We start from the raw sequence: 25,134 nt of genomic DNA, 5'->3' as shown, positions 1-25,134 counted from the left end.
TACCAGAGATTTATGAGTCCTTTGGCATTTAATATCGAGTGCTAATTATTCTTGAGGGTAATTTAGTGAAAAAATCTGTCTTTTTGGCCTGCGCTGCTGTATTTGCCGTTTCTGCTCCTGTGGCTGCGGACGTGTTGGGCGCTAAAGTGGGCGTGGACTATGTGTATTCCGATCTAAAAGTGGACGGTACTACTGCCAACGAGCATCAAGATAACTACCATGCTTACGCAGCGTTTGAGCACTTTATTCCCTTGATCCCTAATGCATTAGTGGAGTATTCCACCCACGGCGCTGACGATTTTGGTTTCGAGCAGTCTTCTGTCACTGCTTATTATGAGCTATTGGATAATAGCTTGCTGTCATTGGATGTGGGTGCCGGTTACAGCCGTTATTCAGATATCGAAGTGGGTAGCAGTGTGAGCAGCCAAGGTAGCCCACATGCGTATGTGGCCACGGAAGTGATGCTGCCGGTGACCAATTTCTCGCTGTTTGCTGATGCTAAAGTGCTTGGCTGGGAAGATGTAACCGGCGAAGAAGCCCGCGTTGGCGTGCGCTGGGCGATTGAATTACCCATAGAGCTAGGTGTGCGCGCCGGTTATGCCATGACCAATGTTACCTTTGAGAATGCGTTAGCTAACAATGATTTAAAGTTTGAATCAGACGGTTGGATGTTAGGTGTAGACGCCCGCTTCTAAGATTAACGAATCTGTTAACAAGGCTAACTTAAGTTAGCCTTTTGTAGAATAATCATCGTGATGACAGAAACAGTCTTAGCGAGATAATAATTTCATTAACAAGCTGGCAAATATTGCCGTTAGTGGATAAGGTAAATGAGCGACACTTTTTATTAAAACTGATTTTTACTCTTCACCATCAGGAGGCCCTATGAGCCAGAGATATGAAACAGAAAGAGCGGTATTAATGGATGACGTCAAGCAAGTGCTAAAAGATGCTGAAGTGTTATATAAAGCTGCAGTAGATGATGGCACTCAAGAAGGCAAGATTTTAAAAGAAAAATTAAAAGCCCAGCTGACCAAAGCGCAAGAACAATACGCACATCTTGAAAGCAATGTGGTTGAGAAAACCCGTGCAGCCGCCTCTAATACCAATGATTGGGTCCATGAAAAACCCTACCATGCGATGGGTGTGGCCGCAGTCGCCGGATTGTTGCTTGGTGCCTTCCTAAGCCGTTGTGGGCGTTAACAATAACTCACTATTAAGCTGACGTCAGGCCATCTATTCGACTTGATTGTTAAGCTTAATTGCTAAGGTTACTAAATAAATAATACAGCTTCACTTGCCCTTGAGTAACCCTAACTGGGTTTTCGAGGGCAAGCCATGCAGAGGGCGGTATATTGATGAGCGGCCAAATAAATTCGTTAAAGGAGCTAGTACAGACTGCGACTGAACTCTTATTTGTGCGTTTTAAATTAGCTCGTATTGAGTTTGTGGCGCAAAAAGAGCGCATGGTGCGGTTAGGCATACTGGCGTTGGGTGCCATTATGCTGTTTTTTATGGCTTATATTAGTCTGTTATTTGGCTTAAATGTGGTGTTAAGCCCACAACAAAAAGTTTGGGTGTTTTTTGGTTTAGCGGCACTGTTATTTATTATTATGCTGAGCATATTTTGGAGCATAGCGCGTAATTTGGCGCACCAAAGACGGTTTTTTGCCGACACGCTGCAAGACCTACAAGAAGATGTAGCCTACGTACAAGGCAAAAAGACCATGACCGATTGGTCTTTAAAGGAGTAAATCATGCATCCTTCTTTGCAAGAAGAACAAAAATTACTGCAACTGAAAGCCGAGGCTTTGCGCTTAAAGTTATTGAGTAACCAAATGCGTCGCCAACAAGAGGCATCGGAGCATGATATTTGGGGTATCGTCAGTAGTTTACCAAAGGCAGGCCTACTGTGGCGCTTAGCCAATATGCCCCATAAAGTACGCAATAAGTTTATCTTGGGCGCGGGACTATTAGCGCTGCTTTACTTACGCTTCTAAATAAAACAGCGCTGAGTGCTCGGCGCTCAGTTAAAGATAGAGCCTGTCTTTTCTCTCTTCACCCTTTTTGCTATCAGCTGCGATAATCGCCAATGTCGGGGCGTCGGCTTGGGCCATGCAGGGCGACATCCACCGGATGAAAAGCTTTGATGGCCTCAAAACAAAAATCTCCCACCGCTCTGTGTAACGCTTGCGGATCATGGTTAGTAATAATGATCACGCTTTTCCCTAAGTTACGACGGCGACGCAAGAGATGCCCTAAAAAGCTCGACTGACTTTCTGCAAGACGTGCTCGGTTGGCGGCTACTTCATCAAGGATCAATAGATCCACCTCTTCGAGAGCACGTCGATAGAGATTACGACTTTCTTGATCTTCAATCACGCCAAAAAACAAACGGTCTACCACAGAGGCCCATTGCTGAAAAATAACTGATTTTTGATGCTGATAAATAAGATCGTGGGCAATGGAGCCGGCCAGTGTCGATTTTCCAGTGCCAAAATCGCCGTAGATTAAAATGGCAGCGCCGCCTTTTTCTTGCCAATGATCAAAGGCATTAATGAAGTGATGAGCCATATCAATGTGATGGCCTAACACGGGGTCTTCGCGGTCCATGTTAGCAAACACCCACTCCGGATTAAGATCCGCCTGCGCTAATAAGCGCTCGGTGCGCCTTTGCTTGGCTTGCGCTTGGGCTTGTTGTACATCTTGATTGGCCTGCTGTTCATACTGGCGCTTTAATTCTAAGTAGTCATAACTGGGCAAGGTACCGCCGGCGCGCAATTGCTGTATGCGGTTCAATACCTGCTTGGTCTCTCCGGGCTTAGCCGTAGGCGACAAGTCTTTTTGCGGCCTAGGGCGACGGCGGCGCCGTGCAATATCATTCAGGTCGGCCGCAATTTCTTCAGCTGTTTTCTTCATCAGACTCGCAGTCTCCCTGGTTGGTGGCCTTTAGGCGTTGGGCCTCGGCCATCATTTGTTGAGCCCGCTTGCTGGGGCCGGTTTCAATTTTTGCTGGCAGCTGCTGGTAGCCGCTGTCCACTGAGGGAGCGGGCGCGCGTTTAATGCTGCGTTGATTCTTAAGTTTACGCACTAATTTCAGCATCCATTGATGCTGGTTCTCAAATACTTCCGGTCGGCCTAACCAATAAGCAATAAACTCGCCCAGCTCGATCTCGTCAATCGTGCTATCCAGTAAACCACATAAGCGCGCCAACCCGGAAAACTGTTGATCAGGCCGCCAGTCGGGATGCATGGCAAACTGGCGTGATGGCAAAGGTGCTAGGCCCTGCAAGTGTTTAAGTGGCAAGGAGAATACGGCGCCATGAAAATGCTGTGGGTGCGGATTATGATGCAAGCTAAGTAAGCCCACTGCCACTAACTCTTCCACTAGCCCGCTAAGCGTCGCTGGCGTCACCCGATAATGGTATTCACCTTGGCCTTGCACGGTTAATGCTTTGCCGAGCAAAGGATAGTCCAGTGGCTGCGTCTTATCGCCCAGCGCCTGATGCTGTAGATAGAGCTGATATAAGCTGCGAGCAGGGTGCGAGAGCGTTGGGGAGGTGAGTGCTTGGTATTCTGCCGGTGTCATTGTGCTACTTTACCAAATAAAGATGTACCGAGTGAAAAGTGGATAAGCAATAAAAAGCGCGCTTAAAAAAGAGATCTACTGAAAAAGGTCTCTAAAGCAAGACTAACAAAAATAGCTTAACAAAAAGCCTGCGCAAAGTTGCGGTACAAAATCTGCTGCAGCACGAAAAAATAAACTAGGCTCAGAGTATAACCCATAACCTGAGTGCTAAAGCTGATGTTTCATGGCTCACCGCTTATTTTAGTGATCGAGGACGATGCAGTATTTCGCCAGTTAATGCTTGCTTACCTTGAACTATGGGGAGCAAGAGTGCTGGAGGCAGATTCTGCCGCTGAGGGCTTAAATCAAGCCATTTCTTATCAGCCAGACGTAGTAATAACTGACTTATTGTTGGCGAACGACTCTGGCATTCCACTTATCGGCCAGTTAAAACGCCAACTGCCAAGCCTACCTATTATTGCTATCTCCAGCCAAAAGAAACTGTCGGTGGTGGCTCAAGCGCTACGGGCGGGAGCGGAAGATTATCTTATTAAACCGATACGCCAATGGCGCGCCGTAGAAGAGGCCATTATTGGCTGTCTTGAGCCTGACTTACCCCAGTTATGCCAAGAGCTAAATGAGCATGTTAGCTACTTTAGCCAGCATGACATAGCTGCGAGTCGTTTATGTCAATCTTGGCAGCAGTTACCTGAGCGAAATGTAGGAAAGTGGCAATTAAGCTGTCGTCAAAGCTCTCCTTGGCTGCTGACCGATTACATTGAGTTAGAGCAAGATATGCTGTTATTACTGGCGGAATTTAATCCGCTAGATAAAAACAGCCCGGCACTCATGACCCTGTTGGCGCTGGTGTTGCATGAGCCGCTGCGCCAATACCAAAATAGCCCCGAGGCCTTGCTCAATAACCCAGCCAAAACCTTAGAGTATATTAACCAGCTATTGTTAAATGCAGGCTTAGCCTGCCACGTGAACTTGGCGTTATTTCGACTGCAAGCTAGGGGAAGTGAGGTGCAGCTCGCCAATGGCGGCATGCAAGGTAATGAATGGCTAAGCCAGTGTAATGTCGGCACATTAGGAATAAAAAACGTGACCGCGAGCCCACTGAGTTACCCTTGTGCGCGGCCTTTTGCACTGCGCGTGCAGGGCGGATTTGGCGGTGAAATACAGGTCACCGCCCGCCATAACTGCGCTAATTAAGTGAGCGTCTTAAAATTTAAGCTGTTTTAAGTAGCGGTTTAAGTCTTTACCTAGCTCGGGGTGGCGTAAACCATACTCGATGTTGGCTATCATCAGGCCCAGTTTATTACCACAGTCATGACTTTTTCCTGTGATGTGGTGTGCATCAACTGCCTCTTGCTCCATCAGCATGGCAATGGAGTCGGTCAATTGAATTTCATCGCCTTTGCCCAGCGGCGTTTTACTGAGCAGCGGCCAAATATTGGCGGACAACACATAACGGCCGACGACGGCTAAGTTTGAGGGCGCCTCTTCGCGAGCAGGCTTTTCGACCATGGCTTCAATGGCCGCAGACTCTCCCTGAGCCAGCTTACTGTCACCAATATCGACAATACCAAACTGATCTACTTGTTGCTCTGCCACTGGCTCCACCAAAATCTGGCTATGCCCGGTGTCACTAAAAGCTTGGATCATGGCGGCCAAGTTATCTTTGGCTAAATCGCAACTGGCATCATCGATCAATACATCGGGCAGCAAAATAGCGAAAGGCGCATCGCCCACTAATGGTCGAGCACACAAAATTGCATGGCCCAAGCCTTTTGCTTCGCCTTGGCGTACTTGCATAATGGTGACATCGGGCGGACAAATGCGTTTTACTTCTTCTAGCAGTTGGCGTTTTACGCGCTTTTCCAGTGTGGCTTCTAGCTCAAAACTGGTATCAAAGTGGTTTTCAATGGAGTTTTTACTGGCATGAGTCACGAGGATAATTTCTTTAATGCCTGCGCGTACTGCTTCATTCACCACATATTGGATCAAAGGCTTGTCTACCACAGGTAGCATTTCTTTAGGAATAGCCTTAGTGGCTGGCAACATACGAGTGCCAAGGCCTGCCACTGGGATCACCGCTTTGCGGATCGCCGTTGGTAACGCAACTTTAACTGGATTATGTATATAAGAAGTGTGCTCAGACTGACTGGAAGGCATAGACATCATTTAATAAAATAAGGGTGGAGTATCATAACCAATCACAGCCCTCTCCACCATATAAGAGAGGGCTAAGACAATGGGTAGGTAGCTTTTGCTGCACTTTGTCTTATTATCGACATAAGCCTCCTAATAATATAATCGGCTTATTCCGTTCACTTATTCCGTTAGTAAATGACGGTTCTTTTCAATGGTAGCGGCACCTATGCCACTGACTTTAGTTAAGTCATCCACTGAATCAAACGGACCATTTTGCTCTCGGTAGGCGACGATTGCCGAGGCCTTAGCTGTGCCTATGCCGCTGAGCAGGGTGAGCTGCTCGGCACTGGCGGTGTTGATGTTAATGCTCGTTACCACGGCACTGGCTGCCGGTTCGCTTGGCTGCTCTTGCGCGAGGGCGGGGCTGGATAGGGTCAAGAGACCCGTTAACATGCTTGCCATTAGTACCTTATTCATCTTCATGTTCATCACTCCTTGATGAAAGTCAGTTAGATGTCGTCCTTTGGACATCTTAAAGCCTTGCTCATAAACTACTATTTGGCCAATAAATAAGCTAAAAGAGTGATAAGCAATAAAAAAGGCAAGCTTGAAAAATAAAAAAACCGGCCTAAGCCGGTTATTTTTTTATATTAATGATGAAATTATATTTTATTACGGCAGCACTTTTTTGAACGGCTTGACGATAACGGAGGCATATACGCCTGCTGCCACGTAAGGGTCTGCGTCAGCCCATGCTTGAGCGGCATCCAGTGAGCTAAACTCGGCAATCACAGTACTACCTGTAAAGCCTGCTTCTGCTGGGTCCTCTGCATCTACGGCGGGATTAGGACCGGCTACGAGTAAGCGACCTTCGGCGGCTAGCGCTTGTAAGCGACCTAAATGCGCGGGGCGAGCACTTTGGCGCAGGGCCAAACTATTGGGATTGTCTTGGGCAAAAATCACATACCACATGTAGAGTCCTTATTGCATGAATTGCTTGAGTTGCATAAAAAATAAAAAGGCTGCATGCAGCCTGATTAACGGCGAAAGGTCAACAGACCCTAAGCTTGTGGTTTATTTTCTAGCGCTTGCTGCTTACGATACAAATAAATAGCGGTGGCAAAGGTAAATAATAAGGTCATGCCCAACAGGCCAAAGACCTTAAAGTTGACCCACGCCTCTTGTGTCATATTAAATGCCACGTACACATTGAGGGCGCCACAGGCGGCAAAAAATAAGGCCCAAGCGATGTTAGCCTTATCCCAGATGCTATCGGGTAAGACCATTTCCTTGCCGAGCATTTGTTTGATCAGGTTTTTCTGAAAACCATAACGGCTCACCAAAAGACCAACGGCAAACAGCGCATTCACAGCGGTGACTTTCCATTTTATAAAATCGTCACTCTGGAAAAAGATGGTCAAACCACCAAAAAACAACACCAGTACCAAGGTAATCAAGTGCATTTTCTCTAACTTTTTGTGCTTGACCCAAAACACCAGCATTTGAATACAGGTTGCGGCCATCAGGGCACCGGTTGCGGCATAGATATCGACGGTTTTGTAGACCACAAAAAAGATGATCAGAGGCAAAAATTCAGCGAACTGTTTCATGAGGCAGTAATCCAAACAACAAATATGCTGACAGTTTACCCATAGCCAGCACAGCTGGCAAAACATTGCGTATCAACTAGGGTGGCAGGGTACCCATAGGCGCGACCTGTGCTAAGCCAAAGCTTAGCGTTGGCTGAGGAGCGGCTTGTTTTTTTGTTTATCCAAAAGGCTCTTTAACAATAGCGCGCTCAGCACTATGGCTGCGCCCCATAATCCTTGTGCACTGGGTGCCTCACTGAAAAACAGCCAGACCAAGAGGGTGCCGAATACCGTTTCTAGCAACAGTAACAAGCTGACTTCTGCTGAGGGTAAATACTGTGGGCCTTGCTGAATAAGGGTAAAGCCGATGGGCAGCAATATCAGGCACAATAATACCAACCACCCTAGGTTTACCGCATCAGGCAGAACGATAGTGCCACTGATAGTGCCACTCCAGCTAAACGCTAAGCCTGCCGTAATGATGCCGCTCAGGGCGAGCATGGGGCTCATGTCGATATGGGGCTGGCTGCGCGCTAAGGTGAGATTGCCAGCTAAGCCAAAGGCGGCCAATAACGCAAATGCGCTGCCCAACCAAGAGCCCGAACCAAGATCGTCCAGCACAATTAAGCTAATGCCGGCCATACAGCCGCCAATGGCCAACCAGGTGCGCAACGGCAGGCTTTCTTGCAAAAAGAAACGACTAAGCAGCGCGGCTATTAAGGGCGCCGAGGCTAAAATAACCAACACATTAGCGGCCTTGGTAAAGTGATTACCCATTACAAAGCCGAGGGTGCTTAAGCTAAACAACAAGGCGCAGCCGATTCCTGCACGGCCACAGTTTAAATAAGCCCGCCACCATTGGCTTTTATAGCGCAGCACCACGATCAGTAAAAAGCCAACCATGTTAAGCAAGCCGCGCCACAGCAGCACTTGCTCGGGGGGCAGGCTGATCAGGCGCAATATTAAGGCATCGGGAGCAATCACCAGCACGCCTAACGCGGTGAGCAGCAGTCCTTTCTGATGGTTATTCATAACACTTGAAGTGGGTGAGGGGTGAACATGATGCTAGCATACGCTGGGATTGGAACAAGCTGAGAGCCACAAGCTGAATATAGGGAATTGGGAGCAGGGAATGGGGATTGGTGGTACTCCATGGAACAAGCTCCCTATTCCCTATTCCCTATTCCCTATTTCCCAATCACTCTGCATATGCCTGACTGCTGTCTCTGACAACCAGTTCGGGGGTGAGGGTGAGTACCCGCCTTGGGCTGGTCGGGTTTTTTATGCGGGTGAGTAGGGTGTCTACGGCTAAGGCGCCCATGCCGGCTTTGGGCTGCTCGACGCTGGTCAGTGCCGGCACTAGATAATGCGCCAGTTCGATGTTGTCGTAACCGACAATCGACATTTGCTCCGGCACCGTCACTTTAGCATCAGCCAAGGCGCGCAACGCGCCCATGGCCATCATATCGTTGGCAATAAATACCGCCGTTGGTCGCGCTGGCAACGCCAGCAAGGCGTTCATGGCGCTGTTGCCACCGGCCAGCTCAAAGTCACCTTCACTAACCCACTCATTGCGTATCGTTAACCCGGCCTGGTTTATGGCTGTTTTAAAGCCCGTCAGTCGCTCGTCTGCCGCTCGGGTGCCTAGCGGGCCAGTAATGCAGCCAATATGACGATGCCCAAGGCTAATTAAATGCTCGGTGGCCAGTTGACCGCCAAGCTGCCCGCCATCCTGAATAATATCGGCGACCATGTTTTGTGGTCCCCAGTCGGCCAGTACCAGCGGGATATTTGGGTAGCGCTCAAAGATGCCAGCACTTAGCTCAAGCTGGGTACACATTAAAATAATGCCGTCGACGCGCTTTTGTAGCAGCATTTCCATGTTGCTGTTTAAGCGCGCCTTATCGTCTTGGGTATTGCACAAGGCAAGGCTGTAACCTAGCTCGAAACAGCGTTGTTCTACCCCTTGTACCACTTCGGCAAAAAAAGGGTTGGCGCTACTGGTGACCAGCATGCCTAGGGTGCGGGTTTCATTGACCTTTAGGCTGCGGGCGAGGGCAGAGGGCGCATAGTGTAAATCTTTGACGGCTCGTTCCACGCGCAGGGTGATTTCTGGGCTGACAAAACGGGTTTTATTCAGCACATGGCTGACTGTTGAGGTTGATACCTGAGCCTCACGGGCAACATCTTTAATGGTGGCCATTAATGGAACTCCGGCATTTAGTTAGCGTCCAGCAGGGCTTGAATGTCGGCGAGATAGGGGATTGAGGTTTGGGCGCCATGGCGGGTGACCGACAAGGCCGCCGCCGCTTGCGCAAACCGTACCGCGGTCATTAATGGTTGACCTTGCTGCAGGGCCGCCAGCAGGGCACCATTAAAGGTATCGCCCGCCGCCGTGGTATCAACGGCATTCACCTTAAAGCCTGGGATTAATTGGCCGGGTTGACCGTGCTCGCTCAGCCAGACGCCTCTTGCGCCCAGCGTGATGATAACGGTATGAATACCTTTGGCATGCAGCATTGCTGCCGCCTGAGCCGCGCCCATATCATCATGTACCGCCATACCAGTGAGCCGCTCGGCTTCGGTTTCATTGGGGGTGATCATGTCCACCAATGATAACAGCGCATCCGGCAGCGCTTGTGCAGGTGCTGGGTTGAGCACCACAGTTGCGCCATGAGCCTTGGCCTGAGTGGCGGCGGCAATATTGGTCTCGAGCGGAATTTCCAGTTGTAGCAACAGTTGCTTGCAGGCAAGCCCTGCGCCATGGTGCTGTAATTGCTCGGGCGTTAACCGACCGTTAGCGCCGGCGGCCAGTGAGATGGTATTTTCCCCCTCAGCATTCACCTGAATAAGTGCTACACCGGTGTTTACGCCGCGTATCGATGCTATGGCCTCGGTATTGATGCCATCGGCGGCAAAGCCTTCAACCAGCGGCTTGGCCAGCGCATCGTCGCCTACACAGGCAATAAAGCGTGTCTGGGCACCGGAGCGGGCCGCGGCTACTGCCTGATTGGCGCCTTTGCCACCGGGCACAATCTGATAATCACTGCCGGTCAGAGTTTCGCCTGGGCGCGGAAACTGCGCCAAGCGAATAACGTGATCGATATTAATACTGCCAACTACGGTTAACGTCATGGTGTGAGCCTTACTTGCTGATCACTTGCAGTGGCACGGGAATATGCTGTTCGACGGTTTCGCCTTTCAGGATTTTGTCGGCGGTTGCGACGGCAATGGCACCGATTTCACTGGGTTGCTGGGCGATAGTGGCCGACAAGCGTCCACCTTGTACTGCTTTTATGCCGTCTTGAGTACCGTCAAAGCCAACCAGCAGTACGTCTTTTTTATTGGCGGCCTGCAGAGCACGCAGGGCACCCAGCGCCATTTCGTCGTTCTGGGCAAATACCGCCTGCACACCGGCATTACCGGCCAACAGGTTTTCCATCACGTTCAGCCCCTTGGTGCGATCAAAATCTGCGGGCTGGCTGGCTAATAGCTCGAAGCCATGCTTGGCGATGGCCTGTTTAAAACCTTCGCCGCGCTCGCGGGCGGCACTGGTACCGGCAATGCCTTCCAGCTGAATAACCTTGGCATTTTCACCTACTTGCTCGGCAATAAAGTCACCGGCCATCAGGCCGCCGGCCACGTTGTCGGAGGCGATGTGCGATACCACCTCCCCACGGTTGGCGGCGCGATCTAGCGTTAACACCGGCAGCTTGGCGCGGTTGGCCAGACGAATGGCATTGGTGACTGCGTCTGAGTCGGTGGGATTGATCAGCAACACTTTGGCGCCACGTACGCTTAAGTCTTCTACGTTGGCCAGCTCTTTGGCCGGATCATTTTGTGAGTCCAGCACTATTAGGTCGTAACCCAGTTCGGCAGCTTTTTTTTCAGCTCCTTCTTTCATGGTGACGAAGAAAGGGTTGTTCAGGGTAGAAATTACCAGCGCCAGTGTGTCTTTGGCATAAGCGCCGCTACTCATGGTGGCACCGAGCAGGGCAACAGAAAGCAGAGTGGTCAGTTTTTTCATGATGCGTTTTCCTTAATAATGGCGAAGAGTTCTTATTGGTAAGAGCAAACTTAGCAGCAGCTTGGCGCTATTTTGGTTCAGTTTTTACAAATAAAATATTTTTACGATCTCAACTTTATTATTCCGAGGGTTCCGTTGCGAGAGCGCTTTATCTTTAAGCAAGCCGACCACAGAACCCATCACATTACTTGTGTTTATTGTCGACCAATACGGCCAGCAAAATAACGGTCGCCTTGGCAATCATTTGGTAATAAGACGAGACGTCCAGCAGGTTAAGCGCATTATTCAAAAATCCGATAATCAAGGCGCCAATCAAGGTGCCCATAATGGCACCTTTACCACCGGCCAGGCTGGTGCCGCCTAATACTACGGCGGCGATGGCGTCCAGCTCATAGGTAGTACCGGCAGTGGGCTGGGCCGAAGACAAGCGGCTGGTCACAATAATGGCGGCCAAGGCCGAGAGCATGCCACAAATGGCATATACGCCCATTTTTACCCGAGCCACGTTAATGCCCGACAAGCGAGCGGCGGCTTCATTGCCGCCCACCGCATAGATGTAGCGGCCAAAGCGCGTATGGTTCAGCAGATACCAAGCGCCTAAAAAGGTCATGGCCATCAACCACACCGGTACCGGTATACCAAATACATAGCCGGTACCAAACCAAGCAAAAATATCCCCAGCATCGGTAAAGCCGGTGGAAATAGGGCGACCTTCGGTATACACCATGGTCACACCACGTAGCAGCGTCATGGTGACCAAGGTGGCAATAAAGGCCTGCACCCGGCCTTTGGCCACAATCAGGCCACTGAAGCTACCCAGTACAAAACCCGCCAGTAATACCGCTGGCAGGGTGATGAAAATAGACAACTCCATCGACACCATACTGGCGGCAAAGGCGCCACACAGGGCCAGTACCGAACCCACACTTAAGTCGATGCCGGCGGTCAGGATCACCAAGGTCATGCCCACGGCAATAATGGCGTTTACTGAGGTTTGGCGCAAAATATTAAGCAGGTTATCGACAGTAAAAAAGTTCGGGTTCAGTGCCGACACCACGGCAATCAGCACCAAGAGTGCGATCAGTGATTTTTGGGCAATCAGCCACTCCTTGCTGAACCAACGGCGGTTATTGGCGGTCGTCATTATGCTTGTTCCTTTTGGTGTGTTTTACCGACGGCCGCGGCCAGCAGTTGTTCTTGAGTAGCGGTGGTGGCGTTAAATTCACCGTTAATACGCCCTTGGTGCATCACCATAATGCGATCACTCATGCCTAATACTTCTGGCATGTCGGAGGACACTAAAATAATGGCCATGCCTTCTTGTTTGAAACGGTTGATCAGCTGATAGATTTCTTTTTTGGCGCCCACATCCACGCCGCGTGTCGGCTCGTCGAGGATCAGCACCTTAGGGCGGGTCATCAAGCCCTTGGCAATGGCCACTTTTTGCTGATTACCACCGGATAAATTACCGATCAGCTGCTCGCGACCTGGGGTACGAATTTTGAATAAATTAATGAAGTCGTCTACCGCGCTGCGTTCGGCACCATGATCCAGCTGGGGGCCACGGCTGTACTCGGTCAACGCCGACAGGCTCATATTAATTTTGACCGATAATCCTAAGATCAAGCCATCGCCTTTACGGTCTTCTGAAATATAAGCAATACCGGCGGCCAGGCCTTGCTGGGGGTGATTGGCAGTATAGGGCTTGCCTGATAACCACACTTGCCCTTGAGTACGAGGCTCGGCGCCATAGAGTGCTTTAACCAGCTCGGTGCGGCCCGCGCCCATTAGGCCGGAAAATCCAAGAATTTCACCCTGATGCAAACTAAAGCTCACATCACTGATGCCCGGCGCGCATAGCTTTTCGACCTTAAGCACTTCCGAGCCCTGAGGCACGGCAATTCGCGGATATTGCTCGTCTAATTTGCGCCCGACCATCAGTTCAATCAGTTGCTCTTCATCGATATCGCTCACCGCGGCTTCGGCAATCCATTTGCCATCACGCAATACGGTCACGCGATCACAAATATCAAAAATTTCCTGCAACCGGTGCGAGATATACACAATGGCGCAACCGCCGGCGCGTAGCTCTTCAATCACGCGGAATAAAGCTTGGGTTTCGGTATCGGTCAGTGCATCGGTGGGTTCATCCATCACGATAACATCGGCCTTGAACGACAGCGCCTTGGCAATTTCTACCATTTGCTGGGCACCAATGCTTAAGTCGCCCAGCCGAGTGCGTGGAGACTGGCGAATTTGCAGCCGGTCGAGCAACACCTGAGCATTGGCATACAGCTGAGTCCAGTTGATTTTGCCAAACCCATTCACCGGCTCTCGGCCAAGAAAAATATTTTCGGCTATGGTCAGCTCATCCAGTAGGTTTAGCTCTTGATGGATAATGCCAATGCCTGCGTGCTGCGATTCGCGTGGACCTTTAAAATGGCAAGGCTGACCACGATAGACAATGCTGCCCGCGTCCGGCTGATAAATACCGGTCAGCACCTTCATCATGGTGGACTTGCCGGCGCCGTTTTCTCCCATCAAGGCCATCACTTGGCCGGAATAAACATTCAGCCCCGCCTGATCAAGGGCTTTCACGCCCGGAAACGCCTTGTCGATACCGGTTAACGACAATATAGGCGTGCTGTCATGAGACACGGTTTGAGAGATTATTTGAGACAGGTCTTGAGCTGCAGAATTAGGCAGTGTTGAACTCATTTCTTTGGCCATAACCACCTCAAAAAGGCACGCCGCAGCGCAATGTCAGGTTGGCGTAAGGCGTACATTCACCGGTGCGAACGACGGCCTTGGCCTCGGCATTTTCCAGTTTGAATTGCTGATGACTGAGGTAACTCACCGTGATCTCTTTACCTTGGGCGCTGGCCGCCGCGGCGATTTGAGCCAGTAACGCCTGATGCAGCTCGGGGCTGACGGTGATGATTTCTTGTGCCAACACCACAGATTCCAGCTGTAACTCGGTTAACAGTGCCGCCAACACCGCCTCTAGGCTGGGTAAACCTGGGCTCACGGCCAAGTCGATACACTCAGGGCCGGCGGGAATGGGCAATCCTGCATCGGCCAGTACGATTTGGTCAGTATGGCCGACGCTGGCCACTAACGCTGATAAATGCCGATTCAGTAAGCTGGTTTTTTTCACAAAATTTGCCTTTTTGAGCCCGCTCACCCTGTTGAGTATGCTCAAAAGGGTGAGCGAAACGGTTGCGCAATCGATTCGATGGCGATTGTAGACAATAAAACCATTTTTTGTATATTTGTAATGATAAAAATGAGAGCTGGATCAAAAAAGCCAGACAAACAGTTGGTATATGTAAAAAAATGAGCATAAGCCAAGGTTAGCAGTACAGAGTAAAGAGCAGAGTCTGAATCTGAGTAAAGGTAAGATGAACAGCAAGAGCAGCCTGCGCGACTTAATGTTAAAATAGCGCATTATATTTATTCTGCCCTTTGGCTCAGTACAGGTACTTATGTTGCACATCCCTTCCCTAGACGCTGAATTTGCTGCTTTGCTGGCGCCGATCCACGCTTTTTTACGCTGCGAAACGCCTGACGCTTGGCTTGAACAAGCAAAGCGGCCCGAAAACTTGAGCCTCATTTTACGCGACCATTTACTCTGTGAATTAAAAGCCGCGCAAAGTGCCATGTTTTTACTAAAGCGTTATGCCCTAACAGAGCAGGGCGTTAAAGACATTTCAAAGATGATTGAACCTTATGAGCAATTCGCTTATACCCGAGTGGGCAGCTTAGAAAGCCTCAAGGGTATGAATGTGTTGTCTAAGACCATTGAGGCTCGTGCTGACTGCGCTTACGGGCAAGAGATGATTGATAAAATGGTGCTGTTGATCCGAGAAGAGTTACACCACTTCTATCAAGTGTTAGAGATTATTGAAGAAAACCAAATCAAGTATGACCCTATACCTGCTTCACGCTATGCCAAAATGATGCTAAAAAAAGTCCGTACTTTTGAGCCAGAAGCGTTAGTAGATAAACTGATTGTGTGTGCCTTTATTGAAGCGCGTTCTTGCGAGCGATTCGCCAAGCTGGCGCCACATCTTCCGCCTAAAATTGGTAAGTTTTATGTGTCATTGCTGCGTTCAGAAGCTCGGCATTATCAAGATTATTTAGCGTTGGCTGAACAGATCACCGGCGAAGATATATCCGACAGAGTGGCACTTTTTCGAGAAGTTGAAGCAGATTTGATCCAAGCACCGGATGCGGACTTTAAATTTCACAGCGGTTGTCCGTTATAAAGGCAATGCTAAGTGTTGAATGCTAAGTGTCAGCTATATTTCGAAGCTTGGCACTTTGCACTATTTTACCTCACACATCACACCTTCGTTGCACATCACTTCTCGTTTGGCCGCCAGCGATACTCGTTGTGGTAATTTTGCAGTAGGCGTAAGCCTTGCTCGCTTTGCGGATTACTTAATACCTTTTTTGTGGGACCGGCTTCTACTACGTGGCCATCGTGCAATAAGATTAGGTGGTCGCTAATGTGGCGTACCACGCCTAAGTCGTTGGCGACCAGTACGTAAGATAAGCCTAAGCGTGTTTGTAAGCTGAGCAACAAATTAATAATTTGTGAGCGTACTGAAATATCCAAATTAGAAATGGCTTCATCGGCCACGATAATATTGGGCGATAAAATCAGCGCGCGGGCCAAGGCGACTCGCTGCTTTTGGCCGGTAGAGATCATTTGCGGATAAAAATGATAATGATCCGGCAATAAACCCACCATACGCAAGGTGTCTAATACCAGCTCATGGCGTTGCGCCGCATCTAAATTGGTATTGAGGCTGAGTGGCATTTCCAGGATCTTGCCGATATTACTGCGTGGATTAAGTGAGGTATTGGGATCTTGAAAAATCATGCGCAATAACTGACAGCGCTTTTTATCATCACCGGGTTCAATCTTCTCACCATCAATATAAATATTGCCTTGGGTGGGCGGCATTACGCCTGCCAGCACCTTGGCCAGCGTGCTTTTACCTGAGCCGGAATCCCCCATAATGGCCAAGGTTTGGCCGCGGTCTAAGGTAAACGACAAAGGATGAAAGGCGGTTTTGCTGACTTTGCGAAAAAATCGACTGTGAGTGACAAAACTGCGGCTGAGGTTATCCACTTTAAGTAAGGGCACTTGGCTGCCGGTGGTGGGTTTGGGCTGCACTTGATCCATCCAGCTTTGGCTGATGGGCGCGCGTTCCAGCGGGCTTAGACGATCGACATCTTGGCTCATTTAGACTTAGGCTCCGGCATATTTAGCGGAAAGTGGCAGTAATAACTTTGCCCTTTGTACTTAGCCAAGGGCGGCGTTTGCACACATTTTTTTTGCGCATTGGGGCAGCGAGGGCCCAGTCGACAACCAATGGGTAAGCTTTGCAACGGCGGTATGGCACCCGGCAAGGTATTTAATCGTGACTTATGGGGCAAGCTGCCGTCTAAATCCGGCATCATATGTAATAAGGCGGCGGTGTACGGGTGATGGGGTTGGGTGAGTATTTGCTCACGACTGCCAGACTCCACCGCTTGGCCGCAATACATAACGGTAATGTTATTGGTTAACTGAGCAAAGGTAGTGAGATCGTTACTGATCAATAAAATGGTGGTGCCCGACAGCTTATTCACCCGTTCTAATAATCGTAAAATCTGCGCCTGATTAGACGCCTCTAGGGCATTAGTCGGTTCATCTGCCACTAATAATTTGGGTTGATTGGCGATGGCCATGGCAATCATGACTTTTTGGCATTCCCCTTCCGATAGCTCAAAAGGGTAGGCGTTGATCACCGCTCTTGAGTCGCGAATCCCCACTCGGTGCAGCAATGACAAAGCCTCTTTATGGCGCCAGTTCCAATGTTTCCAATGCTGCCACCAAAGACGGCCTTTTCCCGCTTTGCGGGCGGGCATGGCTTCTTTTAACTGAGCGCCCACTTTTTCTGACGGATCTAAACAACTGGATGGCTCTTGAAACACCATGGCGATATCGCGGCCCATGATGCGTCGGCGCTCGGTCGGCGACAGGCTTAATAAGTCGATATTATCAAAGTGCATGCGGTCGGCGGTTACGTGCCAGGTATCCTTGGCAATACCGACTATGGTTTCTGCCACCAAGCTTTTACCCGAGCCAGACTCACCGACCAGGCCACGTATTTCTCCCTCGGTCAGCGTTAAATTAAATTTATCCACCGCCTTAACCCAACCTTGAGGGGTTTCAATTTCGATGGTGAGGTTTCGAATATCAAGCAGCGGCATTAATCCATTACCTCATTAATTGCTTGGCGTAGGCCTTCACCGACCATGTTAACCACTAATACCGACAGCAAAATAGCCAAGCCCGGTAAGGCGACTGTCCAAGGGGCTAAATACACCAGCTCTAAGGCATCGGCGAGCATGGTCCCCCATTCGGGTTTAGGTGGCTGTGCGCCCAAGCCTAAAAAGCCGACGGCGGTAATGTCCAAAATCGCCACCGATAAGCCGCGAGTGGTCTGGCTCACTATGGTGTCGCTTAAGTTAGGTAGCACCCCATAACGCAACATGTGCCATCGGGTGCCGCCATCTAAGCGCAGGGCGGTCAGGTATTCTTTTTGCATCTCTTGAGATACCGCATTATAGATAGCGCGGGTAAATTGTGGCGTGAGTGCCAGCGTAATGGCAATCAGCGTATTTAGCAGGCTGGGGCCTAAAATGGCGACAAAAATAATCGCCAGTAATAAAGAAGGAATCGATAATAAGGTGTCGAGTAAATGGTTAAGAATGCTGGCTTGATACCCTTGGCGCATGCCGGCCACTATGCCCATGCCGCCGCCCACCAAGAGTGCTACCAATACGGCTAATACACCATTACCAAAGGTGAGGCGGGTACCAAACACCAGTCTAGATAATAGATCACGGCCTAAATCATCGGTGCCTAAAAAAAAGTCGATATTGCCATCGGTAGCCCAAGAGGGTGGCATTAATAACGCATCGCTAAATTGCGCCGTGGCCGCATAAGGAGCTAACCAAGGGGCGAGTAGAGTCAGCAAGGACAAAAGCCCTAAGCCCCATAAGCCAATCATGGCCAGCATATTGCGCCGAAATACCCCCCAGGTTTGCTCCAGCGGTGAGCGCACATGCACTTCTGGATAAATATTACCTTTGGCTGGCATAGATAGCCCTTCTTCTGGCGGGGTAAATCAAGGTGGAGAGCACTTCTACGGCGGCGCTGGCGACGATGGTAAAGGTGGCGATGGCCAAGGTGCCGGCTTTAATCGCCGCATAATCTTGCAAGGCGATACTGGTGATTAACCAGCGGCCTAAGCCAGGCCAATCGAAGACAATTTCGGTCATGATGGCCGAGGTCAGCACGGTACCAAACTGCAGCCCGAGCGTGGGAATGGCCATGGGAAAGGCATTGCGCAGGCCGTGGCGCAAAATTACGTAATTTTCGCTGATACCTTTAGTGAGCGCGGCACGAATGTAATTTTGCTTCAGCACCTCGAGCAAGGCACTGCGAATTTGGCGGATCACTTCTGTGGTGGGCACTATGGCCAGCACTAACGCGGGCAACACCAAATGGCGCAGCGCATCAAAAAAGGCCGGCCATCGATAAGAGGCATCGGTTAATAAAGTATCTATGGTCATGATGCCGGTCACTTGTTTAATCTCATACAATAAACTGAGCTGCCCAGAGACCGGCAGCCAGCCTAAATTCAGGGAGAAAAACATCACCAACAATAAACCTAACCAAAACACCGGCACCGAATAACCGATTAAAGTACCAGTTAAAATCGTGGTGTCTGGCCAGCGATTTAAGTGCAACGCCGCCCACGTGCCGGCGGGCACCCCCACCAATAAAGAGATAATAAACGCGGCCAAGCATAACTCTAAGGTGGCAGGAAAATACTGCCCTAAGGCGCCCAGTACTGGTAAGCCAGAGACGCTTGATACGCCAAAGTCCCCCGCCAGTAGCTGTTGCAGAAATTGGCTATAGCCTTGTATAAAACTCTGGGTAGGCTGGCTTAATAGCTGAAACTCCAAGCTAAAAGCGATCAGGGTCAGCATTAAGAGCGTGCTGATCAGCAGGCCGAGCCGACGCAATAAATAAAGCAGCATGCTTACTCCTTTTCTGCCAGCTGAAAGTTAATACCGCCATAAGGCAATAATTGCAGCCCCGCGATGGAATACCGATAAGCTAAGTGGCGCCGACTGTGTATTAAGGGGATCAGTGCTACGTCCAATTGGGCCAAATATTGCGCCGCTTGATAATAGGCATGGCGGCGCAGCCGATCCGGCTCGGTTAAGGCGAGATTTAATTCCACTTCAAAGGCCGGATTACACCAGCGGCTGGCATTGGTGCCCGCGCTAATGGCCTGACAGCTTAGCAAGTTGCGCAATATATTGTCTGGGCTTGGCATGTCCGCAGACCAGCCGGTAAGCACCGCATCTTGCTGGCCGGCTAATAAAGAGTTGCGCAACACTTGCTCATCCAAGGGGCGCAAGGTGAGCTTAATGCCCAAGGGCGCTAATTGTTGTTGCAACAGTTGGCCGGTTTTCAGGCCATCAGGGTTGTAGGCCCGTGCGCCAGCGGGCATTAACAGCGTCATCTTAAAGCCTCCACTCAAGCCTGCTTGCGCCAATAGGTTTTTTGCCTCGACTAGTTGCTGCTCTTGCTCTTGCTCTTGCTCAGGATCAGGGAAGGGCGCGAGCTGATCACGGCTAACGGCGTTTTTCGTTGGCATTAAGGGCGAGTTTGTCGCTGGGCTTATAGTTGGACTTATAGCCGGGTGGGTGGTCGAGCTAATAAATGTACTGGGGTGCGCTAATTCCGCTTGTTGCCAGAAAGGGGCAGGTAATAACGACTCCGCCAAGCTGGCACGGCCAAAGTACACCGCCTGCAAGATGTCGTTTTTATTTAACACTAAGCGGATGGCGTTGCGCACTCTGGGATCATTAAAAGGTGGCTTTTGGGTATTAAGCGCCAATACTGCCACATTGCTACCAGCCGCATAGCTGAGTGCTATGTCTGGATGCTTTTGTATCACCTCAAGTTGGCTAGCGGCGGGGTTGGCCATGGCATCACATTCACCGGATAACATCTTGGCTAATCGCTTAGAGGATTTAGGCGTGATATCCAGCACTAAGTGTTGCAGGCTGCCGCCGGTTTGCCAGTAATCAGGGTGGCGGTGATAGCGAATAAACTCATCGGGTCGATAAAGATTTAATAAGAACGGCCCCGTGCCTACCGGCTGTTGATCCAGTAATTGTGGCGTGCTTGCCGCCAGTAATTGCGCGCCGTACTCGGCGGATAAAATCACCGCATAATCACTGGCTAAATAATGTAAAAAGTCTGCATTAGCATGATTAAGTACAAACTCTACTTCGTGTTCATTGATGACCTCTACTTGCTTGACCAGCTGCGCCCAGTTAACAGCGCTGAAAAAGGGATAACGGCCGCCACTCACCTGATGGTAAGGGTGTTGCTTATCGGCTAAGCGGGTAAAGCTAAACGCCACATCTTGGGCATTAAAGGGCCGGCTGGGGCTAAACCAAGGGGTGTGATGAAAGGCGACGTTGGATCGCAAGCTAAAGCGGTAGCGCAAGCCATCGTCACTGCGCTGCCAATCGGTGGCCAAGGCGGGGCTGGGTTGTTGGCTGAGTGGGTCTAAGGTGAGCAGTCGGTCATAGAGCTGGTGAGCGGTAGCATCCAAGGTTTCGGTAGAAATAACCAATTGCGGATTAAAGCTTGAAGGGCTGCTTGGCGTGCAATACAAGAGACTGTTTTGCGCCAATTGGGGATCCTTGTCATTGCACCCGGCTAGTAGCAAGGCGGGCAGCAGTGCCCAGAGCCATAAACGCATGCGTAATCCTTGTCTTGTTGCTACTCGCTGTGAGGAAGCTTATCGGCGTGTTTGCGCAGCAAACCCCGTAACTGATGATAACTTAAACCCAATAATTGCGCGGCTTGGCGTTGATGATATTGGCTTTGGTTTAAGGCTGCGCTCAGCCAGTCTACCTCTTGTTGCGCCAAATGAGCTTTTAAGTCCAGTGGTAACCCTAAACTGGGGCTATTTACAGGCTCGGCTTTAGAGTTGTTTGGCACCGCGCCAGCACTGGGTCGCCAAGGAGAAGCAAACGGATCCAGATACAAGGCGTCCAGCTCAACCTCCGCCTGTGCGTGGCGATACAGACTGCGTTCAATCACGTTTTTTAGCTCTCGCACATTACCCGGCCAAATAAAGTCCAGCAGTTGCTGGCGCACGCTCGCACTAAAGCCGGCAAACAATGGCCAGCCCAGCTCCATGCAAAAATTCACGGCAAAGTGCTCTGCCAAATGAATAATGTCGTGGCCTCGGGCGCGCAAGGGCGGCAATGTAATCACATCGAAGGCCAATCTATCAAGCAAATCGGCTCTAAAGTCGCCTTTTTCTGCCAAGGCGGGTAAGTCTTGATTGCTGGCGCACACCAAACGCACGTCTACGCGCACCGCTTGACTACCGCCCACGCGCTCAAACTCACCGTATTCAATCACCCTTAGCAGCTTTTCTTGCACGCGCGGACTAGTGCTGGCCAACTCATCTAAAAACAGCGTGCCGCCATGAGCGCGTTCAAAACGGCCTAAATGGCGCTTTTGTGCGCCGGTAAAGGCGCCTACTTCATGGCCAAACAGTTCGCTCTCGAGCAAGGTCTCAGCCAAGGTTGCGCAGTTAAGTGACACGAAAGCCTGTTGCCAGCGCGCCGATAAATAATGCAGCCGATGGGCGATCAGCTCTTTGCCGGTGCCACGCTCACCCACCACTAGCACCGGCTTAGTTAACTGCGCGAGGGAGTACGTTTGCTCTAACACCCCGAGCAAGGCATTAGATTGGCCAATTAATTCGGTATTCATAGGCACTCGCACTGGTGAATTTGTACAAATACTAGTTAATTACGCCACTTTCGTAAATGGCTTCGGCTAGCCAGAATTAAATAGTTAGTTATATCAACACGTTATTATTTATTTATTGTTGGCACGCAACTTGTATTAGAACTTGTATTAGTTGTTTACGAAAAATTAGTGATTCACGTAGTTTGTCTGAGTTATTGAACAGTAAAGAAAGCAGAGGGCTTGCTTAACATTTGCTAACCCCAGCCCAGAATAAGGGCATTACCCGTAGTGAGGAGCAACAACATGAGTATTTTTTCCCGATTGGCCGACATTGTTAACGCTAATCTGAATTCCATTCTCGACAAGGCCGAAGATCCGGCAAAAATGGTGCGCTTGATCATTCAAGAGATGGAAGATGAATTGGTGCGTGAGCGCTCTAATTTAGCGCGCTTTTTAGCCGAGAAGAAAGATCTGTTTCGCCAAGTGGAGCGTCATCAAGAGCGAGTGCTGGAATGGCAAACTAAAGCCGAGTTGGCGTTAAGCCGCGATCGTGAAGACTTAGCGCGCGCCGCCTTGTTAGAGAAAAGCAAACAGCAGGACTTGCTCAATGCCTTGCAACGCGAACAGCAGGTTATCGCCGAGAGTATTGATAAGCTGGCTGAGGCCATCAGTGCCCTTGAAGCAAAGCTGGTGGATGCCCGCTCTCGTCAGCAAGCCATGCAATTGCGCGAGCGCAGTGCCCAAAGTCGGATCAAGGTACAAGATCGGGTGCGCCACAGTGAAAATGCCTCGGCGGTGGATAAGTTTGACCGCATGGAGCGAAAAATCGACGAGTTAGAAGCCAAGGCCGATATTTACAGTCAATCGAAAGGCTTAGATCAATCTTTTGCCGAGCTTGAAGTGGATGATGCCATTAGCCGTGAGTTGGAAAAATTAAAAGCCAAAATGAAGCCTACTCCAGCGGATGCTGCGCCCCAAGCCAATCTGAATAAGGAGCAGTAATGTCTGAACTTGCCTGGGCCTTAGTAGGCCCGTTAAAAATATTTTTACTGTTGGTGGTGCCCATTTGGTTAGTGCTGCACTATCGCGCTAAACGCCGACTGGACGATGGCTTAGGTGACAGTGCTCGCTTGCGCTTAGAGCAAACCCTTAGCCAAACCGAGCAACTTACCGAGCGGGTTGCTACCTTAGAACGATTATTAGATCAGGAGGTCCCCGGATGGCGTCAACCCTAGTTAATTTGTATCGTGATAAAGCTAACGGCAAGCTGGGCGGCGTCTGTGCTGGCCTAGCACGTAAAGTCGGCGTTGAGCCTTGGCTAGTGCGGGTGTTAGCGGTGACCTGCTTAATATTTACCAGCTTCTTAACGCTGATTTTCTATATTGCCGCTTGGCTATTACTGGACGATAAACCGACGGTGGATGAAGCTGAGTCTAGCCATATTAAAACTGCTGGCTGGCAGTCGGGCTTGTCACCGAATGAAGGACTGACTCGCTTAGAAGAGCGATTAAAAAACATCAACACTCGGGTGGCGACCATGGAGCGCTTACTGACCTCACAGGAGTTTAGGCTGCGCCGGGAATTTAACGAGCTGGATAAGCATTAATGGATAAACGCGATTCATGGTTTAGGCTAGATTTACTGGCCTTAGCGCAGAGGCGTGCGCGTTTAGGTTTACACACCATAAAGGCATGCCGACTTTTGTCGTGATAAGAGCTGAGTAAAGCAGCGAGTCGGCATGGGCCGTGCTTTAATCGATACAGCGCACTTATGATGACTCAAACCCAATAAGGATAAGCCAATGAAAATCGATAAGTTAGTCAGCCAATTTTTAGGTAAGGGTCAACGCTTAGATAGCGTTAGCCAGCTGGTAAAAGGTGCTGGTTTTGGCAAAGGTGCGGCGGCGGGCGGTATTTTGGGATTATTAATGGGCAGCAAAGGCGGCCGTAGTATGGCCGGTGGCTCATTGAAATACGCAGGCTTGGCCGCCGCCGGTGCCATGGCGTGGAAGGCCTACCAGAGCTGGCAGCAAAATCAGAGTCCAACTCAGGCTCAGCCAGCCACGGCCGCTGATTTACAAGCCCGAGCAGCACACTTTGCAGCGGAGCCGACGGGAGCAAACGACGAATCGTTTCAACTGGCACTAATGCGCGCCATGATAGCCGCCGCCAAGGCAGATGGGCACATTGATAATGCGGAGCAGGCGCATATTTTTGCCCAAGTGGAAGAGATGGCGTTATCTGCGCCAGAGAAAGCCTTGGTGTTCGATATGCTGTCGGCTAACTCGTCGCTGGACGATATTGCAGCCTCAGCAAAGGGCACAGAGCAAGCGGCTGAGTTGTATCTGGCATCGCGATTGGTGATAGATCCGGATCAAGCAGTAGAGCGGGCGTATCTAGAGGCATTGGCGCACAAGTTAAATTTACCCACAGAGTTAGTGGCGCATCTTGAGCAGCAGGCATTACAGGGAGTGGAGTAGTCGAAGTAAAGCAAGGGGAGAAAAAAGATTAGAACCAAGAGTAGAACAAAATATGGGGTGACCGACGGGGCTCGAACCCGCGACAACCGGAATCACAATCCGGGACTCTACCAACTGAGCTACGATCACCATTGATGGCGCGCCCTGCAGGATTCGAACCTGCGGCCACCCGCTTAGAAGGCGGGTGCTCTATCCGACTGAGCTAAGGGCGCACTGCGCTACATTTATCCCTAACGCTATGATAAATAACGTCAAGGTGTAACGGGGCAGCATAATACCCATTTGCCGGCACTGGGTCAACGGCTTTATCTCCTTCGCTGATGGTTGAGTGCTTAATTGACATTGTGGCTGCAAAATAGCGACCCAGCTCAAGCGAAAGCGGTTGCGGCTTGCTTACCAAAGCCGATAAAAAATGCGACAATCGGCGCAGGTTTTTAAAGGTGAGAATCAACGCAG

At 50.2% G+C, this 25,134-nt stretch carries 29 protein-coding genes and 2 tRNA genes; 10 read left to right on the top strand and 21 right to left on the bottom strand.

Translation table 11 applies throughout. The annotated features are described in order from the left end of the window. Window positions 1-65: 65 nt before the first annotated feature. The 4 genes from CBP31_RS02565 to CBP31_RS02550 all read left to right on the top strand — a co-directional run bounded on the left by CBP31_RS02565 (window position 66) and on the right by CBP31_RS02550 (window position 2,000). The gene (locus CBP31_RS02565) at window positions 66-695 is read left to right on the top strand and encodes a TIGR04219 family outer membrane beta-barrel protein (RefSeq protein WP_161492499.1); all 630 of its coding nucleotides are present in this window, start codon (window positions 66-68) and stop codon (window positions 693-695) included. Between the two features lie 190 nt (window positions 696-885). Further along, window positions 886-1,203: a DUF883 family protein gene (locus CBP31_RS02560; RefSeq protein ID WP_087034737.1), complete on the top strand. Its 318-nt coding sequence runs from the start codon at window positions 886-888 to the stop codon at window positions 1,201-1,203. A gap of 155 nt (window positions 1,204-1,358) precedes the next feature. Continuing rightward, window positions 1,359-1,754, top strand: a complete 396-nt coding sequence (locus CBP31_RS02555) for a phage holin family protein (RefSeq protein ID WP_087034736.1) — start codon at window positions 1,359-1,361, stop codon at window positions 1,752-1,754. A gap of 3 nt (window positions 1,755-1,757) precedes the next feature. Further along, window positions 1,758-2,000 carry a hypothetical protein gene (locus tag CBP31_RS02550; protein WP_087034735.1) on the top strand — a complete coding sequence of 81 codons (243 nt, stop codon included), beginning with the start codon at window positions 1,758-1,760 and terminating at the stop codon, window positions 1,998-2,000. Window positions 2,001-2,073: 73 nt separating this feature from the next. Here the strand turns inward: CBP31_RS02550 and CBP31_RS02545 are convergent, their stop codons facing one another. Then, window positions 2,074-2,919: a DnaA ATPase domain-containing protein gene (locus CBP31_RS02545; RefSeq protein ID WP_087034734.1), complete on the bottom strand. Its 846-nt coding sequence runs from the start codon at window positions 2,917-2,919 to the stop codon at window positions 2,074-2,076. Beyond that, complete coding sequence (locus CBP31_RS02540; RefSeq protein WP_087034733.1) at window positions 2,903-3,589, bottom strand: DnaT-like ssDNA-binding domain-containing protein; 687 nt, start codon at window positions 3,587-3,589, stop codon at window positions 2,903-2,905. The genes CBP31_RS02545 and CBP31_RS02540 overlap by 17 nt, the downstream gene beginning before the upstream one ends. Before the next feature lie 216 nt (window positions 3,590-3,805). On the opposite strand from CBP31_RS02540, the gene CBP31_RS02535 reads away from it, so the two are divergent. After that, window positions 3,806-4,783 carry a response regulator gene (locus tag CBP31_RS02535; protein WP_087034732.1) on the top strand — a complete coding sequence of 326 codons (978 nt, stop codon included), beginning with the start codon at window positions 3,806-3,808 and terminating at the stop codon, window positions 4,781-4,783. 9 nt (window positions 4,784-4,792) lie between these two features. Here CBP31_RS02535 and galU read toward each other — a convergent pair whose 3' ends face one another. The 11 genes from galU to rbsD all read right to left on the bottom strand — a co-directional run bounded on the left by galU (window position 4,793) and on the right by rbsD (window position 14,498). Continuing rightward, window positions 4,793-5,746 (bottom strand): UTP--glucose-1-phosphate uridylyltransferase GalU, encoded by a 954-nt coding sequence (gene galU, locus CBP31_RS02530; protein ID WP_087034731.1) that lies wholly within the window; start codon window positions 5,744-5,746, stop codon window positions 4,793-4,795. Between the two features lie 159 nt (window positions 5,747-5,905). Then, entirely contained in the window at window positions 5,906-6,256 is a 351-nt protein-coding gene (locus tag CBP31_RS02525) for a ComEA family DNA-binding protein (protein WP_407668780.1), read from the bottom strand. Window positions 6,257-6,397: 141 nt separating this feature from the next. Then, a complete protein-coding gene (locus CBP31_RS02520) occupies window positions 6,398-6,697 on the bottom strand; it encodes a YciI family protein (protein WP_087034729.1) in 300 nt (99 codons plus the stop codon). Window positions 6,698-6,786: 89 nt separating this feature from the next. Then, the gene (locus CBP31_RS02515; RefSeq protein WP_087034728.1) at window positions 6,787-7,335 is read right to left on the bottom strand and encodes a septation protein A; all 549 of its coding nucleotides are present in this window, start codon (window positions 7,333-7,335) and stop codon (window positions 6,787-6,789) included. 123 nt (window positions 7,336-7,458) lie between these two features. Beyond that, a complete protein-coding gene (locus CBP31_RS02510; protein WP_087034727.1) occupies window positions 7,459-8,346 on the bottom strand; it encodes a DMT family transporter in 888 nt (295 codons plus the stop codon). A 166-nt stretch (window positions 8,347-8,512) separates the two neighbouring features. Next, a complete protein-coding gene (locus CBP31_RS02505; protein WP_087034726.1) occupies window positions 8,513-9,517 on the bottom strand; it encodes a substrate-binding domain-containing protein in 1,005 nt (334 codons plus the stop codon). 17 nt (window positions 9,518-9,534) lie between these two features. Next, window positions 9,535-10,449, bottom strand: coding sequence for a ribokinase (gene rbsK / locus CBP31_RS02500; RefSeq protein WP_087034725.1), 915 nt, complete (start codon window positions 10,447-10,449; stop codon window positions 9,535-9,537). 10 nt (window positions 10,450-10,459) lie between these two features. After that, window positions 10,460-11,341, bottom strand: a complete 882-nt coding sequence (gene rbsB, locus CBP31_RS02495) for a ribose ABC transporter substrate-binding protein RbsB (RefSeq protein WP_087034724.1) — start codon at window positions 11,339-11,341, stop codon at window positions 10,460-10,462. A 184-nt stretch (window positions 11,342-11,525) separates the two neighbouring features. After that, a complete protein-coding gene (rbsC, locus tag CBP31_RS02490) occupies window positions 11,526-12,485 on the bottom strand; it encodes a ribose ABC transporter permease (RefSeq protein WP_087034723.1) in 960 nt (319 codons plus the stop codon). Then, window positions 12,485-13,999 (bottom strand): ribose ABC transporter ATP-binding protein RbsA, encoded by a 1,515-nt coding sequence (rbsA, locus tag CBP31_RS02485; protein WP_227875187.1) that lies wholly within the window; start codon window positions 13,997-13,999, stop codon window positions 12,485-12,487. The genes rbsC and rbsA overlap by 1 nt, the downstream gene beginning before the upstream one ends. A gap of 79 nt (window positions 14,000-14,078) precedes the next feature. Beyond that, window positions 14,079-14,498 carry a D-ribose pyranase gene (gene rbsD / locus CBP31_RS02480; RefSeq protein WP_087034722.1) on the bottom strand — a complete coding sequence of 140 codons (420 nt, stop codon included), beginning with the start codon at window positions 14,496-14,498 and terminating at the stop codon, window positions 14,079-14,081. Window positions 14,499-14,826: 328 nt separating this feature from the next. On the opposite strand from rbsD, the gene miaE reads away from it, so the two are divergent. Further along, a complete protein-coding gene (miaE, locus tag CBP31_RS02475; RefSeq protein WP_087034721.1) occupies window positions 14,827-15,609 on the top strand; it encodes a tRNA isopentenyl-2-thiomethyl-A-37 hydroxylase MiaE in 783 nt (260 codons plus the stop codon). Between the two features lie 95 nt (window positions 15,610-15,704). On the opposite strand, the gene CBP31_RS02470 is transcribed toward miaE, so the two are convergent. From CBP31_RS02470 to pspF, 6 genes are read right to left on the bottom strand one after another with little or no spacing between them, the layout of a single operon-like run. Beyond that, a complete protein-coding gene (locus tag CBP31_RS02470) occupies window positions 15,705-16,535 on the bottom strand; it encodes a peptide ABC transporter ATP-binding protein (protein ID WP_087038582.1) in 831 nt (276 codons plus the stop codon). A 56-nt stretch (window positions 16,536-16,591) separates the two neighbouring features. After that, entirely contained in the window at window positions 16,592-17,608 is a 1,017-nt protein-coding gene (locus CBP31_RS02465) for a peptide ABC transporter ATP-binding protein (protein WP_087034720.1), read from the bottom strand. Further along, a complete protein-coding gene (locus CBP31_RS02460; RefSeq protein WP_087034719.1) occupies window positions 17,608-18,501 on the bottom strand; it encodes an ABC transporter permease subunit in 894 nt (297 codons plus the stop codon). The genes CBP31_RS02465 and CBP31_RS02460 overlap by 1 nt, the downstream gene beginning before the upstream one ends. Further along, complete coding sequence (locus CBP31_RS02455) at window positions 18,485-19,447, bottom strand: ABC transporter permease (protein ID WP_087034718.1); 963 nt, start codon at window positions 19,445-19,447, stop codon at window positions 18,485-18,487. The genes CBP31_RS02460 and CBP31_RS02455 overlap by 17 nt, the downstream gene beginning before the upstream one ends. A 2-nt stretch (window positions 19,448-19,449) precedes the next feature. Further along, window positions 19,450-21,192 (bottom strand): ABC transporter substrate-binding protein, encoded by a 1,743-nt coding sequence (locus CBP31_RS02450; protein ID WP_087034717.1) that lies wholly within the window; start codon window positions 21,190-21,192, stop codon window positions 19,450-19,452. A 20-nt stretch (window positions 21,193-21,212) separates the two neighbouring features. After that, window positions 21,213-22,220 (bottom strand): phage shock protein operon transcriptional activator, encoded by a 1,008-nt coding sequence (gene pspF, locus CBP31_RS02445; protein ID WP_087034716.1) that lies wholly within the window; start codon window positions 22,218-22,220, stop codon window positions 21,213-21,215. A 282-nt stretch (window positions 22,221-22,502) separates the two neighbouring features. On the opposite strand from pspF, the gene pspA reads away from it, so the two are divergent. From pspA to CBP31_RS02425, 4 genes are all read left to right on the top strand, one after another. Next, window positions 22,503-23,201 (top strand): phage shock protein PspA, encoded by a 699-nt coding sequence (pspA, locus tag CBP31_RS02440; RefSeq protein WP_087034715.1) that lies wholly within the window; start codon window positions 22,503-22,505, stop codon window positions 23,199-23,201. Beyond that, the gene (pspB, locus tag CBP31_RS02435) at window positions 23,201-23,434 is read left to right on the top strand and encodes an envelope stress response membrane protein PspB (protein WP_087034714.1); all 234 of its coding nucleotides are present in this window, start codon (window positions 23,201-23,203) and stop codon (window positions 23,432-23,434) included. The genes pspA and pspB overlap by 1 nt, the downstream gene beginning before the upstream one ends. Continuing rightward, window positions 23,419-23,805 carry an envelope stress response membrane protein PspC gene (gene pspC / locus CBP31_RS02430; protein WP_087034713.1) on the top strand — a complete coding sequence of 129 codons (387 nt, stop codon included), beginning with the start codon at window positions 23,419-23,421 and terminating at the stop codon, window positions 23,803-23,805. The genes pspB and pspC overlap by 16 nt, the downstream gene beginning before the upstream one ends. A 195-nt stretch (window positions 23,806-24,000) precedes the next feature. Continuing rightward, window positions 24,001-24,678: a tellurite resistance TerB family protein gene (locus CBP31_RS02425; protein ID WP_087034712.1), complete on the top strand. Its 678-nt coding sequence runs from the start codon at window positions 24,001-24,003 to the stop codon at window positions 24,676-24,678. 53 nt (window positions 24,679-24,731) lie between these two features. On the opposite strand, the gene CBP31_RS02420 is transcribed toward CBP31_RS02425, so the two are convergent. Together CBP31_RS02420 and CBP31_RS02415 are read right to left on the bottom strand one after the other, a co-directional pair. Then, window positions 24,732-24,807, bottom strand: a tRNA-His gene (locus tag CBP31_RS02420). Between the two features lie 6 nt (window positions 24,808-24,813). Then, window positions 24,814-24,890 (bottom strand) — tRNA-Arg (locus tag CBP31_RS02415). Between the last annotated feature and the right edge of the window lie 244 nt (window positions 24,891-25,134).

Origin of the sequence: Oceanisphaera profunda (assembly GCF_002157895.1) — a bacterium.
GTDB lineage: Bacteria > Pseudomonadota > Gammaproteobacteria > Enterobacterales > Aeromonadaceae > Oceanimonas > Oceanimonas profunda.
This window is presented reverse-complemented; position numbering and strand designations above follow the sequence as displayed.

What these genes read in the sequence shown, in the direction of transcription:
- pspC (WP_087034713.1), top strand. Translation starts at nt 23,419, where the DNA reads ATGGCGTCAACCCTAGTTAATTTGTATCGTGATAAAGCTAACGGCAAG.
- CBP31_RS02550 (WP_087034735.1), top strand. Translation starts at nt 1,758, where the DNA reads ATGCATCCTTCTTTGCAAGAAGAACAAAAATTACTGCAACTGAAAGCC.
- CBP31_RS02465 (WP_087034720.1), bottom strand. Translation starts at nt 17,608, where the DNA reads ATGCCGCTGCTTGATATTCGAAACCTCACCATCGAAATTGAAACCCCT.
- pspF (WP_087034716.1), bottom strand. Translation starts at nt 22,220, where the DNA reads ATGAATACCGAATTAATTGGCCAATCTAATGCCTTGCTCGGGGTGTTA.
- CBP31_RS02505 (WP_087034726.1), bottom strand. Translation starts at nt 9,517, where the DNA reads ATGGCCACCATTAAAGATGTTGCCCGTGAGGCTCAGGTATCAACCTCA.
- miaE (WP_087034721.1), top strand. Translation starts at nt 14,827, where the DNA reads ATGTTGCACATCCCTTCCCTAGACGCTGAATTTGCTGCTTTGCTGGCG.
- CBP31_RS02535 (WP_087034732.1), top strand. Translation starts at nt 3,806, where the DNA reads ATGTTTCATGGCTCACCGCTTATTTTAGTGATCGAGGACGATGCAGTA.
- rbsK (WP_087034725.1), bottom strand. Translation starts at nt 10,449, where the DNA reads ATGACGTTAACCGTAGTTGGCAGTATTAATATCGATCACGTTATTCGC.
- CBP31_RS02520 (WP_087034729.1), bottom strand. Translation starts at nt 6,697, where the DNA reads ATGTGGTATGTGATTTTTGCCCAAGACAATCCCAATAGTTTGGCCCTG.
- CBP31_RS02515 (WP_087034728.1), bottom strand. Translation starts at nt 7,335, where the DNA reads ATGAAACAGTTCGCTGAATTTTTGCCTCTGATCATCTTTTTTGTGGTC.
- CBP31_RS02450 (WP_087034717.1), bottom strand. Translation starts at nt 21,192, where the DNA reads ATGCGTTTATGGCTCTGGGCACTGCTGCCCGCCTTGCTACTAGCCGGG.
- CBP31_RS02425 (WP_087034712.1), top strand. Translation starts at nt 24,001, where the DNA reads ATGAAAATCGATAAGTTAGTCAGCCAATTTTTAGGTAAGGGTCAACGC.
- pspB (WP_087034714.1), top strand. Translation starts at nt 23,201, where the DNA reads ATGTCTGAACTTGCCTGGGCCTTAGTAGGCCCGTTAAAAATATTTTTA.
- CBP31_RS02540 (WP_087034733.1), bottom strand. Translation starts at nt 3,589, where the DNA reads ATGACACCGGCAGAATACCAAGCACTCACCTCCCCAACGCTCTCGCAC.
- CBP31_RS02555 (WP_087034736.1), top strand. Translation starts at nt 1,359, where the DNA reads ATGAGCGGCCAAATAAATTCGTTAAAGGAGCTAGTACAGACTGCGACT.
- rbsC (WP_087034723.1), bottom strand. Translation starts at nt 12,485, where the DNA reads ATGACGACCGCCAATAACCGCCGTTGGTTCAGCAAGGAGTGGCTGATT.
- CBP31_RS02460 (WP_087034719.1), bottom strand. Translation starts at nt 18,501, where the DNA reads ATGCCAGCCAAAGGTAATATTTATCCAGAAGTGCATGTGCGCTCACCG.
- CBP31_RS02525 (WP_407668780.1), bottom strand. Translation starts at nt 6,256, where the DNA reads ATGTCCAAAGGACGACATCTAACTGACTTTCATCAAGGAGTGATGAAC.
- pspA (WP_087034715.1), top strand. Translation starts at nt 22,503, where the DNA reads ATGAGTATTTTTTCCCGATTGGCCGACATTGTTAACGCTAATCTGAAT.
- galU (WP_087034731.1), bottom strand. Translation starts at nt 5,746, where the DNA reads ATGCCTTCCAGTCAGTCTGAGCACACTTCTTATATACATAATCCAGTT.
- CBP31_RS02560 (WP_087034737.1), top strand. Translation starts at nt 886, where the DNA reads ATGAGCCAGAGATATGAAACAGAAAGAGCGGTATTAATGGATGACGTC.
- CBP31_RS02455 (WP_087034718.1), bottom strand. Translation starts at nt 19,447, where the DNA reads ATGCTGCTTTATTTATTGCGTCGGCTCGGCCTGCTGATCAGCACGCTC.
- CBP31_RS02470 (WP_087038582.1), bottom strand. Translation starts at nt 16,535, where the DNA reads ATGGATCAAGTGCAGCCCAAACCCACCACCGGCAGCCAAGTGCCCTTA.
- rbsB (WP_087034724.1), bottom strand. Translation starts at nt 11,341, where the DNA reads ATGAAAAAACTGACCACTCTGCTTTCTGTTGCCCTGCTCGGTGCCACC.
- CBP31_RS02510 (WP_087034727.1), bottom strand. Translation starts at nt 8,346, where the DNA reads ATGAATAACCATCAGAAAGGACTGCTGCTCACCGCGTTAGGCGTGCTG.
- CBP31_RS02545 (WP_087034734.1), bottom strand. Translation starts at nt 2,919, where the DNA reads ATGAAGAAAACAGCTGAAGAAATTGCGGCCGACCTGAATGATATTGCA.